Genomic DNA, 15,412 nt, shown 5'->3' with positions numbered 1-15,412 from the left:
GGCGTTGTCGCTTCGAATGGGCGTCTCGTCGTTCAAGAAGCTGCTTCCAAAATTTTGCAAGCCATGCTTGGCGGTTTACAGCGGCGAAGTGTAGCCTTAATCCCGAACCTTCCACAAAAGAAAGCATGCGCACCCATCTCAAGCGGTGCCGTACGGGCGAGGAAACCGAAAGTACCATGGCCAAGAAAACCGAAAGCAACGGGCCCTCCGTCAGCGCCCAGGAGGCATTGGAATTCCATGCCATGGGCCGCCCCGGCAAGCTGGAGATCGTAGCCACAAAACCAATGGCGACGCAGCGCGATCTCAGCCTTGCCTATTCGCCGGGCGTCGCTGTGCCGGTTCTCGCCATCGCCGAGGACCCGAGCCGCGCCTTCGACTACACGGTTCGCGGCAACATGGTCGCCGTCATCTCCAACGGCACCGCCATCCTCGGCCTCGGCAATCTCGGCGCGCTGGCCTCGAAGCCGGTAATGGAAGGCAAGGCGGTGCTGTTCAAGCGCTTCGCCGATGTCGATTCCATCGACCTCGAGGTCGATACCGAGGATGCCGACGAATTCATCAACTGCGTGCGCTTTCTCGGCCCCTCCTTCGGCGGCATCAACCTCGAGGACATCAAGGCACCGGAGTGCTTCATCATCGAGCAGCGGCTGCGCGAGCTGATGGACATCCCGGTCTTCCATGACGACCAGCACGGCACCGCCATCATTTCGGCCGCCGGCCTGATCAACGCGCTGGAAATCACCGGCCGCGACATGAAGACCACGAAAATGGTCTGCAACGGCGCCGGCGCTGCCGGCATCGCCTGCATCGAACTGATGAAGGCGATGGGCTTTGCGCCAGAAAATATCATCCTGTGCGACACTAAGGGCGTCGTCTTCCAGGGTCGCACCGAAGGCATGAACCAGTGGAAGTCGGCGCACGCCGTGAAAACCGGCGCGCGCTCGCTGGCCGAGGCGCTGGACGGCGCCGACGTGTTCCTCGGCCTCTCGGCCAAGGGCACGCTGACCACCAGGATGGTGCAGTCGATGGCCAAAAACCCGATCATCTTCGCCATGGCCAATCCCGACCCCGAGATCACGCCGGAAGAAGTCGCCGAGATCCGCACCGACGCCATCATGGCGACGGGACGGTCCGACTATCCCAACCAGGTCAACAATGTGCTTGGCTTCCCCTACATCTTCCGCGGCGCGCTGGATGTGCGGGCGACCACCATCAACGACGACATGAAGATCGCCGCGGCCAAAGCGCTCGCCGAACTGGCGCGCCAGGACGTGCCCGACGACGTCGCCGCCGCCTACCAGGGCAACCGGCCGAAATTCGGCCCCAACTACATCATCCCGGTGCCGTTCGATCCGCGCCTGATATCGGCGATCCCGATCGCCGTCGCCAAGGCGGCGATGGACTCCGGCGTCGCGCGCAAGCCGATCCTCGATCTCGACCGTTACGCGCAGGAGCTTTCCGCCCGCCGCGACCCGATCGCCTCGACGCTGCAGCGCATCTACGACCGCGTCCGCCGCCAGCCCAAGCGCATCGTCTTTGCCGAGGGCGAGGAGGAGCAGGTGATGCGCGCCGCCGTCTCCTATGTGAACCAGCGGCTCGGCACCGCCATCCTGCTCGGACGCGACGACATCATCAAGGAAAACGCCAGGAACGCCGGCATCGACCTCGGCAAGCAAGGCATCGAGATCATCAATGCGCGGCTGTCGCGCCGCAACTCGATCTACACCGACTATCTCTACGAGCGCATGCAGCGCAAAGGCTTTCTGTTCCGCGACTGCCAGCGGTTGATCAATAACGACCGCAACCATTTCGCCGCCTGCATGGTGGCGCTGGGCGATGCCGACGGCATCGTCACCGGCGTTACCCGCAACTATTCGACGGCGCTCGACGACATCCGCCGCGTCATCGACGCAAGGCCCGGCCACTGCGTCATCGGCGTGTCGATCGTGCTGGCGCGGGGTCGCACCGTCCTCGTTGCCGATACCGCGGTGCACGACATGCCTGATGCCGTCGAGATCGCCGACATCGCCGAGGAGGCTGCCGGTTTTGCCCGCCGCATGGGCTACGAGCCGAGGCTCGCCATGCTCGCCTATTCAACCTTCGGCCATCCGCAGGGCGAGCGCTCCGAGCGCGTCCAGGAAGCGGTGCGCATCCTCGACAAGCGCCGCGTCGATTTCGAGTATGACGGCGAGATGGCCGCCGACGTGGCGCTCAACGCCCGCGCCATGGCGCAGTACCCGTTCATCAGGCTGACCGGCCCGGCCAACGTGCTGGTCATGCCGGCCTTCCACTCGGCCTCGATCTCGACCAAGATGCTGCAGGAGCTCGGCGGCTCGACCGTCATCGGCCCGCTGCTGGTCGGCCTGAACAAGCCGGTTCAGATCGTCTCGCTCAATGCCAAGGATTCGGACATCGTCAACATGGCAGCGATTGCGGCGTATAGCGCGGGGGCTTGAGGAGCGGGGGCAGCAGCAGCGCCTCTCCCTTCTCCCCCTGTGGGAGAAGGTGGCCGAGCGAAGCTCGGTCGGATGAGGGGTGTTCCAGCTTGGCACCGGCAGCACTCCATCCAGCACCCCTCAACCGTCTCGGCGCTGCGCGCCGATCCACCTTCTCCCACAGGGGGAGAAGGAAGAGATGCCGCTACAGAAGCCCCGCCTGCTCGGCCTCTCGGCGCAGATTCTGCCGTGGCCTTGGGCCGATCTGCTGGATGACCAGCCCGGCTGCCAGCGAGCCGAGATCGCCGCAATCCTTGAGGCTGCGGCCTTGCGTGTAGCCGTAGAGGAAGCCGGCGGCATAGAGGTCGCCGGCGCCGGTGGTGTCGACCAGCTCGCGGATCCTGGTCGCATTGATGGTCACGGTCTCGTCGCCGCGCACGATCACCGAGCCCTTTTCCGAGCGGGTAACGGCGGCGATCTTGCAATCCTTTCGGATCTGGGCCAGCGCCTCGTCGAAAGACGCGGTCTGGTAGAGCGACTTGATCTCGTGACTGTTGGCAAAGACGATATCGACGGTGCCGGAGCGCATCAGATCGAGGAATTCGTCGCGGTAGCGATCGACGCAGAACGAGTCCGACAATGTCATCGACACTTCGCGCCCGGCGGCGTGGGCGAGCTTAGCCGTCTGCCTGATCGCCTCCTTGGCGCGCGGCGGGTCCCACAGATAGCCCTCGAAATAGGTGACGGCGGCGCCCGACGCCTTGTCGGCCTCGACGTCCTCCGGGCCGAGCTCGACGCAGGCGCCGAGATAGGTGTTCATCGAGCGCTCGCCGTCCGGCGTGACGAAGATCATCGAGCGCGCTGTCGGCGGTTCGCCGTTAAGCGGCCTGGTGTCGAAGGCGACACCCTGGGCATGGATGTCATGCGCGTAGATTTCGCCGAGCGCGTCGTTGGAGACCTTGCCGAAGAAGGCGGCGCGACCGCCGAAGGAGGCCACGCCCGCCGCCGTGTTGCCGGCGCTGCCGCCCGAGGCTTCAATGGCCGGGCCCATGCGGCTGTAGAGCAGTTCGGCGCGCCTCGTGTCGATCAAATTCATTGCGCCCTTGATGATGCCGTTGGTCTCCAGGAACGCCTCGTCGCACTGGGCGATGATGTCGACGATGGCATTTCCGATACAAAGCACGTCATAGTCCGGCATCAATTCATGTCTCCGCCAAAAACCCACCGGCTTTCTGCCACGCCGGGCGCGGGCGGGTCTAGCGGTTTGATGCGGCTTTGCCTAGGCCGCGAGTTATAAATCCGGGCAGAACGCATGCTTCGTATCGCGCGGTTTGCGCTTGTCTCGCGACCTGTCTCCGCCTATCCCGAAATATCGCCCATGGGCCTCGTTTGACATGGAATTAGAAACGCCGTGATCCTCGACGCCGCCCGTGCCGCCTTGAGCCGGCTGTTCTCGCCCGAATTCCGTTCCGTGTTCCTGAAGACACTGGGGCTGACCTTGCTGGCGCTGGCGGCGCTGTGGTTCGGGATCAAGAGCCTGTTCGAATGGCTGGCCTGGCCGTGGATCGATGCATGGCTGCCCGCCCTACCCTCCTGGGCCGGATGGCTGGGCGCCGTCGTCGCCGGCATCGGCCTTGCGCTGGGCTTGGCGCTGCTCATCGCGCCGGTGACGGCGATCATCGCCGGCCTGTTCCTCGACGACGTCGCCGAAGTGGTCGAGCGCACCGATTATCCAAACGACCCGCCCGGCCGCGCCGTGCCGGCGTTGCGCTCGCTGGTGCTGGCGATCCGGTTTTTCGGCGTCGTCATCCTCGGCAACATCGTCGCCCTGCTGCTTCTGCTGGTGCCGGGCATCAACATCGCCGCCTTTTTCGTCGTCAACGGCTATCTGCTCGGGCGCGAGTTCTTCGAATTCGCCGCCATGCGCTTTCGCCCGGAGGCCGAGGCACGGGCGTTGCGCAGGAAATATGCGGGCACGGTGTTTCTCGCCGGGCTGCTCATTGCTGCTTTTCTTGCCGTGCCGCTGCTCAACCTTCTGACGCCGCTCTTCGCCGCCGCCATGATGGTGCACCTGCACAAGGCGATCTCGGCGCGGGAAGGGAGCTAGCGCAGCAGAAAGCCGCGCCCCAGTTCATCATCGTCCTCGACGATGAATTCGGCCCGCCCTGAATAATAGGCGCGGCCGCCGACGCGGGCGATGATGGCATCATGCGGCCCGGCCGTGGCCGTGCGTACGACCGCGCCGGAAAAGCGCGAGCCGGCAATGCTCTCGAACAGCCGCGTCCGGCCAATTTCGATCTGGCCCTTGGCGTGCATGGCCGCCAGCCGCGCGGTGACGCCGGAGCCGGTCGGCGAACGGTCGACCTCGGCTTCAGCGAAAACGCAGATGTTTTTGGTCGGCGTATCGGAGAACGCATCCTGTCCGTCGGTCAGGATTGTGCCGTAGAGAAAGGCGAGATCGGCATGGTCGGGATGCGACAGCGGCAATTCGGCCTTCAGCTTATCAGTCAGCGCGGTCGCTGCATCGACGAAATCGCGCACCCGGTTCCTGCCAAATTCCAGCCCGAACTGGCGGCAGTCGGCCAGTGCATAGAAGGCGCCGCCATAGGCGATGTCGAAGCCGACCGGACCATAGCCCGGCAGCTCGATCCGCTGGTCGCCGACGAACAGAAACGCCGGCACGCTTTCGAAGGACACCGCGCCGGCCTTGCCATCCCTTACCTCGACTGCAGTCGAAATCAGCCCGCATGGCGCCTCGATATTGACGGTCGACAGCGGCTCGCGTGGCGCCACCAGCCGCTCGTCGACGGCGTAGCGGCCGAGCGCGACGATGGCGTGGCCGCACATCGTCGAATAGCCCTCATTGTGCATGAACAGCACCGCGAGGTCGGCGCCCCGCAGGTCGGGCTCCACCAGCAGCGCGCCATACATGTCGTAATGGCCGCGCGGCTCGAACATCAGGATCTTTCTGAGATGATCGAGATGGTCGCGCACATACGCACGCTTTTCGAGGATCGTGCCCTTGGGAATATCGGGGTAGCCGCCGGTGACGATCCGCAGCGGCTCGCCGCCGGTGTGCATGTCCACGACCGTGAGCGTCATTTGCCGGACCCGACCTAGGCGGAAGGTTTGGCAAACAGCGCCTGCAGCTTGCCGAACGGCATGGCGGCGCGGGTGAAGCCGAAGGTGCCATCCTGCTGGATCTCGCGCGCCGCGGTCTCCAGCATCCCGAAGGCGAAATTGGTCAGCCATGGGCCGAGCGAGACGCGCTTTACCCCCGCCATGGCCAGGTCGGCGATGGTGAAGCCGGGCCCGGCCATGACGTTGACCGGCTTGGTCAGCGCCGAGCAGACGGTTCGCACCATCTCGATGTCGCCCAGCCCCGGTGCATAGAGCACGTCGGCGCCGGCCTTCTCGAAGGCCTGCAGCCGCTTGATCGTATCGTCGAGGTCGGGCTTGCCCCACAGGAAATTCTCGGCCCGCGCGGTGAAGACGAAATCGCGTTTCAGTGCCCGTGCCGCTTCCGCCGCCGCCGCGACGCGCTCGACGGCATGCGCAAAATCATAGATCGGCTTGTCGGGCTCGCCGGTATGGTCCTCGATCGAGCAGCCGGCGAGGCCAGCCGCCTCGGCGGCGAAGATGGTCTCGCCGGCACTTGTCGCGCTGTCGCCCTTGCCCTTTTCGAGGTCCGCCGAAACCGGCAGCCCGGTCGCCGCTGACACTTCACGGCAATGATGGATCATCGCCTCGAACGTCACCGCGCCGTCCGGCAGGCCGCGCGAAAAGGCAAAGCCGGCGCTGGTCGTGGCCAGCGCCTTGAAGCCGAATGAGGCCAAGAGCTTGGTCGTGCCGACGTCCCAGGAATTGGCCATGACGAAGATCGAGGCATGCAGGTCGCGAAAAATCTTGCCCTTGTCCATGGATGCTCCCCTCCAGTGCAGAATGTGAGGCAAATTCTAGCCCGGCGAAAGGCGCCGGGCAAACAAATGCGGTTGGCTCAGAAGCGTTTGGCGTTGTCATCTGCCAATCGATCCAGCGCGTCGGAATCCTTGACGTAGCGCGAAGCATTTTTGTCCCAATGATAGGTGACGGAGATGTCGCGCGAAGACGCCTCTGGCGGCGGCTGGCCGTCGCAGCTTTCTTCTCCCGGCAGCGTCGCGTCGGTCACCGTGACCTTGATGGCTGCATAGGGCTGGCCGTCGGCGATCACCTGGAACGCCGCATTCTGTGTCCTCCTATGAGTGCAGAGGTTTTCGTCGAACGTATAGATCATGTCGATCAGCTCGAACCTGTCGTTGCGGACCATGATCAGCGGCGTGATCCCATAGCCCTGGCTCGAATTGAAATGCATGCTCATGCTGATGATGGCGTCATCGCCGGGCCCGATCGACAGCTTGCCCGGATCGCGAAAGTAGGTGCTGCGGTCGACGGCGACATTGACCGCGTCGAGCAAGGCCGGCTTGCCGGTGATGTCGTAGAGTGCCAGCGCGGCATAGCCCTCGGCGCTGTCAGGCGAGTCGCCGAGGTCGAGCAGCATCGCCAGCCGGTCCTTGCCGCCGGCCTTGATGCCGAGCACGTCGCCGCTGGAAAGACCCGACGTCGCCGGCGGCGAGCCGTCGTAGTCCGGTCCAGCGACGTGGCGCATCTCGATCGGCATCGAACCTCGGAAAAAACCGTCCTTGTCCGCGGTCAGATCGGGAATGACCATCCTGGCGAGATCGAGATAGGTGACATCGCCGTGGCCGGGGACGGCGCTGCCGAGCTCCGGGAAACTGACGGCCTCCGCGCTGGCCGTCGTCCAAAGACAGGGCAGCAGCAGGCAGGCAAAGATGAAACGAAGCAGGGAGAAGGTCATGCGCGCGCGCTCGTTATCTCGGGCGCGCGCAAGCTAGAGCATTTTGCGACCAAGAGGAAACACCTGGCGTTGCCTCTATGTTGGCTTGGCTTGGCTCGCCAGGGTCTGCTGGAAAACCGGCACCAGCTGATCCATGGCGGCTGCGAGCCACGCGCCGAGTTCGTCGGGCAGAGTGTCGTGAATCCAGACCAGGCGGCTCCGGCCCTCGCCCTCGGCAAAGACCTGCATGGAGGTATTATCGTGGGTGACCTCGTCGCCGAGCCATCCCCACACGATCCGCCGGCTATGCTCGTCGCGGGCGATGAGCCGCTCTCGCACAATCTTGCCGTCGGCGAAAGTAAGGGCCCGTACCGCGCCCTCATCCACCCGGCAGTCGACGAAAACGCCTGGGGCTATCCGTTGGGCGCCGCCCGCGAAGTCGCCCACCGTCGCCCAAACGCTGTCCGGTGAAGCATCTACGATGATTTCCCTGATTATCGAAGCCATGTTTCGCCTTCCCTTCGTTAACATGTATACAGACCTGTCTGCTATACAGTCAAGACATGTCCGCAGCCCGAATCAACGATCGTCCCGAAAGCCTTGCGCGTCGTCGCATCCTCGATACGGCGACCGCACTGTTTTCTCTGGAGGGGGTCCGTGCAGTCGGGATCGACCGCATCATCGCCGAGGCCGGCGTTGCCAAGGCGACGTTCTATCATCACTTCGCGGCCAAGGACGACCTCGTCCGCGCCTATATCGAGGAGCTCAGCAAGGGAGGACGGGCGGCAATCGCGAGCCTTGGCCGGCGGCCACCTCGCCAGATGATCCTTGCCATATTCGATCTCATCGCCGACGCGGCGGATCAGCCGGGCTACCGCGGCTGCCCGTTTCAGAACGCCGCTGCTGAATATCCGGACCCCAGCAGCCCGGTTCGCCAGGCGATCGATCAGCATCGTCACTGGAAGTGGGGCACCCTCAGGGACTTGCTGATCGCCGACGCAGATCCCGATCCGGACCGCACCGCGGACGCGCTAACGGTGGCGGCCGACGGCCTCCTTGTCGTCAGTCATCTCGACAGGCCGGCCAATCTGCGCAGTCTCATACGCGACACGGTCGACCGAGTACTTGGGGCGCCGCGCCCGGTCTGAGATCGGGCGCGCATGCAGGCTGTGCAAAGGCGATCAGTGGATCGGCACCAGCCCGGCCAGTTCACGCATGTCGTCGAACAGGATGCCGCCGGCTTCGATCAGCCCGTCGCGGTCGGAAAGCGGGTCGCCGTGGTAGGAATAGACGCGCATGCCGGCGGCGATGCCGGCTGCCGTGCCGGCGACGCTGTCCTCGATGACGATGCAGTCGGCGGGTGCGAAGCCCATCGTCGCTGCCGCATGCAGGAAGAGGTCGGGGAACGGCTTACCGCGCGAGACCATGGTCGAGCTGAACAGCGCATGCTCGAACAGCGGCAGCAGCCCGGTCTGACCGAGCGTGATGTGCATTTTCGATACCCGTGCCGACGAGGCGACGCAGGTGGCGATGCCGGCGGCGTGCACGGTTTCGATGAACTCGCGAACGTAGGGGATGGCCTCGACGCCATGCGCGAACAGGTCCGGCAGGCCGGCGTTCCAGCGCTCGACGAAATCGGCGCCGAGGCTGACGCCGGTCGCCTCGACTTCCTTCTGCACCGAGACCATGCTGCGGCCGGAGAAATTCTTCCGGCAATATTCGAAGCTGGCCGGAAAGCCGGCCGCGGTCAGCCATTCGGCGAGGCGCCGATTGGCCAGGTTCTCGGTGTCGACCAGAACCCCGTCGCAATCGAAGATGACGAGCTTGGGTATTTTCATCAGGCCGTGCCGGTCGATCCGAAGCCGCCCGAGCCGCGCGTTGTGCCGCCAGCCAATGTGCGCTCCTCGACGGTCGCCTGCGTCACCGGGGCGAAGACGATCTGGGCGATCCGCATGCCCCGCGTCACCGCGAAATCCTCGTCGCCGAGATTGATCAGCAGCACCTTGACCTCGCCGCGATAGTCACTGTCGATGGTGCCCGGCGTGTTGAGGCAGGTGAGCCCGTGCTTGAAGGCGAGGCCCGAACGCGGCCGGACCTGGCCTTCGACGCCCTCCGGAATTTCCAGGACCAGCCCGGTCGGCACCAGCGCGCGCTTTCCCGGCAGGATCAAGAGCGGCCTGTCGTCCGGGACGGCGGCGCGCAGGTCCATGCCGGCGGCGCCCGAGCTTTCATAGGCCGGAAGCGGCAAGCCCTCGCCATGCGGCAGCCTGACGAAGCCGACAGCCGGACCGATGACGGAGGTGGGATAAAGTGCTGCGCGCATGAGGCTGATCCTATCGTCGCGAACGCCGGCTCAGTCAACTCGGCGGCAATGCTATCAACGGCTTTCTTTCAGTGCGGTTCCGCCTCAGCGCAGTTCCATCGGAACGACCGTGGTCTCCTTGATCTCCTCCATGACGAAGGAGGCCGAAACGTCGGATAGTGCCACCTTGGCGATCAGCCGTTGATAGAGCCGGTCATACGCCTTCACATCGGCGACGCGGGCGCGCAGGACATAGTCGAGATCGCCGGACATGCGGTAAGCGCCGGTGATCTCGGCAAAGCCGGTCACCGCCGCCCGGAATCTTTGCAGCCAGTCGGGATCGTGGTTGGAGGTGCGGATCAGGATGAACACCGAAAGGCCGAGCCCAAGCTTGTCGGCATCGACCAGCGCCACCCGGCCGGTGATGACGCCGTCCTCCTCCAGCCGCTTCACCCGGCGCCAGCAGGCATTGCGCGACAGCGATATTCTTGCCGAGAGCTGGTCGACGGACAGCGTGCCGTCGCGTTGCAGCTCGGCCAGCAATCTCCGGTCTATTTCGTCGATTTCCGGCGCCATGTGGGATGTTTGTCCCAAAATTCAGCCTTTCACAAGGACAATTTGAGACCGATGAACCGAACACCCATGCCAGTATACTCATCGCCGGCTCTTCATGCCGGCAGGAGGGATCGACATGACCGCACGGCTCGCAAGACTTTTCACCTCTCACCCGGCCGCGGTCGGCGAGAGTTATTTCGGCCATATGGCTTTCGCCGCATGGTTCTCGTCGCGATTGTTCATGGCGGCCTTTGCCGCGCTCGTTCATGCTTTCTTGCCGTTTCTGTTCGAGACCACGGCAAGCGGCATCATCCGTGAGCTCTATGAGCGGACGCACAACAGAGGACGGTAAGCCGCAGAGGTACCGAGCGCAGCGAGGCCGCTGGACAGCGCCGACCCTCAACAGGCCCCGCAGCGCAATCCCGATCAAGCGCCGCCATCGTCGAATGCCGAGCCAGGCTTGTATCCACGCGCCAATCCGCCATTTTGAGGATCGCGGCGCGATAGCCCGGAGCATTCACCATGGATATCGTCTTTTCCTCGACCACCAAACTGGCCGCGGCCATCCGCGACCGTACGGTTTCCGCAATAGAGGTGCTGGACGAGCATCTGGCGCAGATCGACAGGCACAATAAGGCGGTCAATGCCGTCGTAACCCTCGATCGGGACGGTGCGCGGCAACGCGCCGTCAAAGCCGACGACGCGCAGGCGCGCGGCGAGGCCCTTGGGCCGCTGCATGGCGTGCCGTTCACACTGAAAGACACGCATGAAACCGCCGGCATGAGAACCACCGTCGGCTTCCCGGCCTTCGCCGACTATGCTCCGAGGGCAGACAGTCCGGTCGTTGCCCGGCTGAAGGCGGCAGGCGGCGTGCTGGTGGGCAAGACGAACGTGGCGACGATGCTCGGTGACTGGCAGTCTGACAATCCACTGTTCGGCCGCCCCGGCAACCCGGGCCACCCCCCCCCCCCCGCGGGGGGCGCCCGGGGCGGGGCGGCGGCGGTGCTCGGCACTGGTATGACGCCGTTCGAGGTCGGCACCGACATGCAGGATTCGATCCGGCTGCCGGCCGCCTTTTGTGGCGTCTACGGCCTCAAGCCGACCGAGCACCGCGTCTCGCTCGCCGGCGCCTTCCCCGACCCGGGCGGGGCGCCGCGCAGCGTGCGGCTGATGTCCTGCCTCGGACCGCTGGCGCGCAGCGTCGAGGACCTGGCACTGATCTACGGCCTCATTGCCGGGCCGGATGGAAGCGATACCGACCTTGCGCCGGTACCGGTCGAAACCATGCCGGAGCTGGATCTCAGAAATTTGCGCATTGCCGTCGCGCCGTCCTTTCCGGGCTTTCCGGTGGCCGGCGAGATCAGCGCGGCGGTCGAAAGTCTGGCAAAGGAGCTTCAGTCGGCAGGCGCCATCGTCGAGGATGCCAAATTGCCGAAGCTCGACCTGCACGACGACCTGGAGCAAGGCGGTGCGCTGATCGGCATGATGCTGGAGGCGGCCCAGCCCCAACCGCGGGAGAAGCCGACGCCGGTCTCGCGCTGGTTCGAGGCGCTCGCCCGCCGCGACCGCTCCATCCTGGCGTGGGAACGGTTCTTCGACGGCTGCGACGCCTTGCTGTGCCCGGTCGCCATGGCCACCGCCTTCCCGCATTGCGAGCCGGGAACGCCGATCGGGGTCGACGGCAAGACGCAAAGCTACTGGATGCTGCCGGCCTATGGCGCGGTGTTCAACTACAGCGGCCATCCGGCACTGTCGCTGCCCTGCGGACAAGATCGCGACGGCCTGCCCATCGGACTACAGCTTGTCGGCAAACGCTGGTCGGAGCGGCGCCTGCTCGGGATCGCCAGGGCAATCGAGCCGCTGGCCGGCGGCTTTCGCCGCCCGCCCGGTTATTGAGTAAACCGCGCCAGTCCGTAGGGATCAAGCAGCGGATCGCGCTCGCCGTCGAGGATTTCGCGGGCGGCGAACAGGGCGACGGCCGGCGCCAGCGTGATGCCGGAATGCATGACCGCAACATAGACGCCGCTCGTGCCTTCGGCGCGGCCTATGATCGGAAAGCCATCGACCGGGGTCGGCCGGTAGCCAATGGTGTGGAAATCGAGTTCCAGCCCATCCGCGCCGCGCAGCATCGCCTTCATCGCCGCAAACAGGTCGCGGGCGGTGGCCGGGGCATCCATGCCGGGATCGGCGCCGCCGAAATCCGAGCCGGCGATGACGCGGCCTTCCGCCGTCTGGCGCATATGCAGGCGGTCGCCGATCACCAGGCCGTTGAGCAGCTTTTCGTAGGGGCGCGAATGCACGATCAGGCCGGGCGGCGTTTCGATCGGCAGTTCTATCCCGGCTGTGGCAGCGATTGCCGGAGAGCCGGCTCCGGCCGCGATCACCACCTCGTCGGCAGCAATCCGCCCGCCGGATGTATCGACGCCGGCAAGCCTGCCGTTGGCTTGCACCAGAGCGGTCGCGGTCGTCCCGGCTACAATTCGCGCGCCGCGCCGTTCGGCGTCGGCCAGCAGTGCTTGCGTGGCGGCGACCGGCTCGGCAACGCCTTCCTCGGCGACATAAAGGGCGAAATCGGGAAGCTCGGTCAGATTGGGCTCGATGCGGGCCGCTCCGGCAAGGTCGACACGCTCGATGCCGTAGCCCCATGCGGAGTGCTCGGCCGCATAGGCTTCGAGTTCGGGACGTGGCAGGTCCCAGCACAGGCCGCCGCACCATTGCAACGGGATGCCGGGCACCTCGTTCGCCAGTCGCGTCCATTCGGCCATCGATCGAGTCCGTAGTCGGAAGTAAGGCTGCGGATTACCCCAGCTGGCATTGATCCAGGCAAAGGAATTCGGTGTCGCGACGCCGCCGGCGCCGCTGCCGGCAACGACCGTCACCTTTGCTCCAGCCCTGGTCAGGTGCCAGGCGATGGAGGCGCCGATGATACCGGCGCCGATGACGATCACTTCTTTCGCAGCTGTCATGCTTCACTCCTCGTTCCAACGCCACCACTGCGATGCCATTGCCCGTGGGTTCTGCCAAGAGCGAGCCATATCAAATGTGCCTCTTGACTTTAATACGTACGTACGTATTTTACCTGGCATGGCTAGACATTCACTTCGCGAAAAACTTCTCGACGCCGGTTTCAAAACCATCTGGAGCTCCGGCTATTCGGCCGCCGGCGTACGCGACATAGTCGCCGCGGCCGATGCCCGTCCGGGGTCCTTCACCAATCATTTTGCCTCCAAGGAGGCGTTCACCGGCGAGGTGCTGGACCGCTATTTCGCCTATGTGAGCGGTTTGGCGGAGCAGGCCCTTGCCCGGGACGGCACGCCCCCGGTCGGGCGCTTGCGCCGCTATCTCGAAATCATCACGTCGAAGCTGGAGGCGCATGATTGGGCACGGGGCTGCATGATCGGCAATCTCAGCCTCGAGACGGCGGCTCACAGTGAGGCGCTGAGGCTGCAACTCGTCGCCATCTTCGAACGCTGGCGCAAGCCCTTTGCCGAATGCATCGCCGAGGGCCAGGCGGCTGGCGACATCACCGACGCGTTCGATGCCGAGGACCTCGCCGATTTCCTGTTGAGTTCCTGGCAAGGCGCGATGCTGCGCATGAAGGTGGAGCGCAGTCCCGAACCGCTCGAGCGTTTCAAGAATATCGTCTTCAAAACAGTCTTCGTAAAAAAGGAGCTGATCCGATGAACCCGAAACTCGAAAAGCAGCAATCCCGCACAACGGTGCCGCGCTCGGAAGTCGCGGTACTCGATTCCACCATCTCCTATGTCGAGGCAGGTACTGCCGGTCCGACGGTGCTATTCCTGCACGGCAACCCGACGTCGTCCTACATCTGGCGCGACATCATCCCGCATGTGGCGCCGTTCGGCCGCTGCATTGCGCCCGACCTGATCGGCTATGGCCAATCCGGCAAGCCGGACATCGACTATCGCTTCTTCGACCACGTCCGCTATCTCGACGCCTTCATCGAGACGCTTGGCATCAGTGACGTGGTGGTCGTCGCGCAGGACTGGGGCACCGCGCTCGCCTTCCATCTCGCGGCCCAGCGGCCGCAGCGGATCCTCGGCCTCGCCTTCATGGAATTCATCCGCCCCTTCGAGAGTTGGGACGATTTTCACCAGCGTCCGCAGGCGCGCGAATTGTTCAAGGCAATGCGCACGCCTGGCGTCGGTGAGAAGCTTGTCCTGGAAGACAACGTCTTCGTCGAAAAGGTGCTTCCGGCTGCGGTGCTGCGCACGATGAGCGATGAGGAAATGGCCTCCTACCGGGCACCGTTCCCGACGCCGCAATCGCGCAAGCCGATCCTGCGGCTGCCGCGCGACCTGCCGATTGAAGGCCAGCCCGCCGATGTCGCTGCCATCAGCGAGCACGACCATCGGGCGCTCCGGCTCTCCTCCTACCCGAAGCTGCTTTTCTCAGGCGATCCGGGGGCCCTCGTCTCGCCGCATGCGGCACGGGAATTCGCGGCCGGCATGAAGAACTGCCGGTTGATCGATCTCGGACCCGGCGCGCATTATCTACAGGAGGACCATGCCGACAGGATCGGCGCCACAATTGCCGAGTGGATTCCGGAGGTGGCCTTCGAGAGCCGAGCGACCGAATCGGCCTGACGTCGGGACGTGAACCGGCGGCAGCCGGAGAGGTCGACAGCTTAGCTCTGCCGGTGCCAAGCGATGGAGGCGCCAATGATGCCGGATCCAATGACGATGATGTTCTTGCTCACGGCCGTGTACCTTCAAACGCCCAGGACTTCTTGCCCTCATTGCCACCATGCTACAGACTTACCAAGGGCGTTGCCGGGACCGCTCTCGAAGCGGGTCGATGACGATCGCCTCACTGGAAACGTTCAGCTCAATCACATGAGGGTCATTTGCGCCGCTGGATAAAAGGGTTGGTTTTTGCTGCAGCCGGAGCCGCCATTGTCTATGCCGTCTTCTTTGGCCCGCTGCCGTTCGTTCGATCTTGGTGGCAGGACGACAACTGGCTGGATCCTTTGCATAAACGCCATCGCATCGCTGACAGCCTGGTGCTGACTGGGTGGTTGGTTGGGAAATCGCGGGCAGAAGTCCTTGCGGCGCTCGGCGCGCCGCCTGAGACCGACAAGTTCTCCGATTGGAGCCTGGTCTATGTCCTTGGCCCGGAAAGGGGATTGCTTTCGATCGACTATGAATGGCTCGCCATCCGCACGGATGATGCCGGTTCGGTCACTGAAGCGGCTGTGATCCGTGACTGAACTCGCGGCCCGCAGTGATATTCGCATCATCTGGCATTGAGTGCGAAGGGTGTTTC

At 64.5% G+C, this 15,412-nt stretch carries 17 protein-coding genes; 8 read left to right on the top strand and 9 right to left on the bottom strand.

The window, feature by feature from the left end:
* Positions 1–176: 176 nt before the first annotated feature.
* Positions 177–2,456 carry an NADP-dependent malic enzyme gene (locus NKI72_RS00950; protein WP_352767191.1) on the top strand — a complete coding sequence of 760 codons (2,280 nt, stop codon included), beginning with the start codon at positions 177–179 and terminating at the stop codon, positions 2,454–2,456.
* Between the two features lie 184 nt (positions 2,457–2,640).
* Here NKI72_RS00950 and NKI72_RS00945 read toward each other — a convergent pair whose 3' ends face one another.
* The gene (locus tag NKI72_RS00945) at positions 2,641–3,633 is read right to left on the bottom strand and encodes an adenosine kinase (protein ID WP_352458263.1); all 993 of its coding nucleotides are present in this window, start codon (positions 3,631–3,633) and stop codon (positions 2,641–2,643) included.
* Between the two features lie 213 nt (positions 3,634–3,846).
* On the opposite strand from NKI72_RS00945, the gene NKI72_RS00940 reads away from it, so the two are divergent.
* Positions 3,847–4,542, top strand: a complete 696-nt coding sequence (locus NKI72_RS00940; protein ID WP_352767193.1) for a sulfate transporter family protein — start codon at positions 3,847–3,849, stop codon at positions 4,540–4,542.
* Here the strand turns inward: NKI72_RS00940 and NKI72_RS00935 are convergent.
* The 4 genes from NKI72_RS00935 to NKI72_RS00920 form a co-directional block, all read right to left on the bottom strand.
* Positions 4,539–5,537, bottom strand: a complete 999-nt coding sequence (locus NKI72_RS00935; RefSeq protein ID WP_352830342.1) for a proline racemase family protein — start codon at positions 5,535–5,537, stop codon at positions 4,539–4,541. The genes NKI72_RS00940 and NKI72_RS00935 overlap by 4 nt on opposite strands.
* Before the next feature lie 14 nt (positions 5,538–5,551).
* Positions 5,552–6,355 (bottom strand): isocitrate lyase/PEP mutase family protein, encoded by an 804-nt coding sequence (locus NKI72_RS00930; RefSeq protein WP_352469965.1) that lies wholly within the window; start codon positions 6,353–6,355, stop codon positions 5,552–5,554.
* A gap of 77 nt (positions 6,356–6,432) precedes the next feature.
* The gene (locus tag NKI72_RS00925; RefSeq protein WP_352767198.1) at positions 6,433–7,290 is read right to left on the bottom strand and encodes a hypothetical protein; all 858 of its coding nucleotides are present in this window, start codon (positions 7,288–7,290) and stop codon (positions 6,433–6,435) included.
* Positions 7,291–7,365: 75 nt separating this feature from the next.
* The gene (locus tag NKI72_RS00920) at positions 7,366–7,776 is read right to left on the bottom strand and encodes an SRPBCC family protein (RefSeq protein ID WP_352830338.1); all 411 of its coding nucleotides are present in this window, start codon (positions 7,774–7,776) and stop codon (positions 7,366–7,368) included.
* Positions 7,777–7,832: 56 nt separating this feature from the next.
* On the opposite strand from NKI72_RS00920, the gene NKI72_RS00915 reads away from it, so the two are divergent.
* The gene (locus NKI72_RS00915; RefSeq protein ID WP_352767202.1) at positions 7,833–8,417 is read left to right on the top strand and encodes a TetR/AcrR family transcriptional regulator; all 585 of its coding nucleotides are present in this window, start codon (positions 7,833–7,835) and stop codon (positions 8,415–8,417) included.
* 33 nt (positions 8,418–8,450) lie between these two features.
* On the opposite strand, the gene NKI72_RS00910 is transcribed toward NKI72_RS00915, so the two are convergent.
* From NKI72_RS00910 to NKI72_RS00900, 3 genes are all read right to left on the bottom strand, one after another.
* A complete protein-coding gene (locus NKI72_RS00910) occupies positions 8,451–9,107 on the bottom strand; it encodes an HAD family hydrolase (RefSeq protein ID WP_352458656.1) in 657 nt (218 codons plus the stop codon).
* Entirely contained in the window at positions 9,107–9,592 is a 486-nt protein-coding gene (gene dut, locus NKI72_RS00905) for a dUTP diphosphatase (RefSeq protein ID WP_023717930.1), read from the bottom strand. The genes NKI72_RS00910 and dut overlap by 1 nt, the downstream gene beginning before the upstream one ends.
* A gap of 84 nt (positions 9,593–9,676) precedes the next feature.
* Positions 9,677–10,147, bottom strand: coding sequence for an Lrp/AsnC family transcriptional regulator (locus tag NKI72_RS00900; RefSeq protein ID WP_023676368.1), 471 nt, complete (start codon positions 10,145–10,147; stop codon positions 9,677–9,679).
* 115 nt (positions 10,148–10,262) lie between these two features.
* Between NKI72_RS00900 and NKI72_RS00895 the strand changes: the two genes are divergently transcribed.
* Together NKI72_RS00895 and NKI72_RS00890 are read left to right on the top strand one after the other, a co-directional pair.
* On the top strand, positions 10,263–10,478 hold the full coding sequence (locus tag NKI72_RS00895; protein ID WP_352469961.1) for a DUF6356 family protein: 216 nt from the start codon (positions 10,263–10,265) through the stop codon (positions 10,476–10,478).
* Positions 10,479–10,648: 170 nt separating this feature from the next.
* Positions 10,649–12,022, top strand: a complete 1,374-nt coding sequence (locus tag NKI72_RS00890) for an amidase (RefSeq protein WP_352849800.1) — start codon at positions 10,649–10,651, stop codon at positions 12,020–12,022.
* Here the strand turns inward: NKI72_RS00890 and NKI72_RS00885 are convergent.
* Positions 12,016–13,092, bottom strand: coding sequence for an NAD(P)/FAD-dependent oxidoreductase (locus NKI72_RS00885; protein WP_352767205.1), 1,077 nt, complete (start codon positions 13,090–13,092; stop codon positions 12,016–12,018). The genes NKI72_RS00890 and NKI72_RS00885 overlap by 7 nt on opposite strands.
* Before the next feature lie 118 nt (positions 13,093–13,210).
* Between NKI72_RS00885 and NKI72_RS00880 the strand changes: the two genes are divergently transcribed.
* From NKI72_RS00880 to NKI72_RS00870, 3 genes are all read left to right on the top strand, one after another.
* A complete protein-coding gene (locus NKI72_RS00880) occupies positions 13,211–13,810 on the top strand; it encodes a TetR/AcrR family transcriptional regulator (RefSeq protein ID WP_352614617.1) in 600 nt (199 codons plus the stop codon).
* Complete coding sequence (locus NKI72_RS00875; protein WP_352767207.1) at positions 13,807–14,733, top strand: haloalkane dehalogenase; 927 nt, start codon at positions 13,807–13,809, stop codon at positions 14,731–14,733. Before NKI72_RS00880 ends, NKI72_RS00875 begins: the two co-directional genes overlap by 4 nt.
* A gap of 260 nt (positions 14,734–14,993) precedes the next feature.
* On the top strand, positions 14,994–15,356 hold the full coding sequence (locus NKI72_RS00870) for a hypothetical protein (RefSeq protein WP_352767209.1): 363 nt from the start codon (positions 14,994–14,996) through the stop codon (positions 15,354–15,356).
* Positions 15,357–15,412 lie beyond the last annotated feature (56 nt).

This window comes from Mesorhizobium sp. M0437, from assembly GCF_040321335.1.
In the GTDB taxonomy this organism is placed as follows: Bacteria; Pseudomonadota; Alphaproteobacteria; order Rhizobiales; family Rhizobiaceae; genus Mesorhizobium.
The sequence above is the reverse complement of the archived record's forward strand: the minus strand, read 5'-3'. Positions and strand labels throughout refer to the sequence as shown.

Coding starts and splice junctions, on each gene's coding strand:
- NKI72_RS00920 (WP_352830338.1), bottom strand. CDS start 7,776: ATGGCTTCGATAATCAGGGAAATCATCGTAGATGCTTCACCGGACAGC.
- NKI72_RS00925 (WP_352767198.1), bottom strand. CDS start 7,290: ATGACCTTCTCCCTGCTTCGTTTCATCTTTGCCTGCCTGCTGCTGCCC.
- NKI72_RS00885 (WP_352767205.1), bottom strand. CDS start 13,092: ATGACAGCTGCGAAAGAAGTGATCGTCATCGGCGCCGGTATCATCGGC.
- NKI72_RS00890 (WP_352849800.1), top strand. CDS start 10,649: ATGGATATCGTCTTTTCCTCGACCACCAAACTGGCCGCGGCCATCCGC.
- NKI72_RS00915 (WP_352767202.1), top strand. CDS start 7,833: ATGTCCGCAGCCCGAATCAACGATCGTCCCGAAAGCCTTGCGCGTCGT.
- NKI72_RS00875 (WP_352767207.1), top strand. CDS start 13,807: ATGAACCCGAAACTCGAAAAGCAGCAATCCCGCACAACGGTGCCGCGC.
- NKI72_RS00895 (WP_352469961.1), top strand. CDS start 10,263: ATGACCGCACGGCTCGCAAGACTTTTCACCTCTCACCCGGCCGCGGTC.
- NKI72_RS00900 (WP_023676368.1), bottom strand. CDS start 10,147: ATGGCGCCGGAAATCGACGAAATAGACCGGAGATTGCTGGCCGAGCTG.
- NKI72_RS00930 (WP_352469965.1), bottom strand. CDS start 6,355: ATGGACAAGGGCAAGATTTTTCGCGACCTGCATGCCTCGATCTTCGTC.
- dut (WP_023717930.1), bottom strand. CDS start 9,592: ATGCGCGCAGCACTTTATCCCACCTCCGTCATCGGTCCGGCTGTCGGC.
- NKI72_RS00880 (WP_352614617.1), top strand. CDS start 13,211: ATGGCTAGACATTCACTTCGCGAAAAACTTCTCGACGCCGGTTTCAAA.
- NKI72_RS00945 (WP_352458263.1), bottom strand. CDS start 3,633: ATGCCGGACTATGACGTGCTTTGTATCGGAAATGCCATCGTCGACATC.
- NKI72_RS00935 (WP_352830342.1), bottom strand. CDS start 5,537: ATGACGCTCACGGTCGTGGACATGCACACCGGCGGCGAGCCGCTGCGG.
- NKI72_RS00950 (WP_352767191.1), top strand. CDS start 177: ATGGCCAAGAAAACCGAAAGCAACGGGCCCTCCGTCAGCGCCCAGGAG.
- NKI72_RS00910 (WP_352458656.1), bottom strand. CDS start 9,107: ATGAAAATACCCAAGCTCGTCATCTTCGATTGCGACGGGGTTCTGGTC.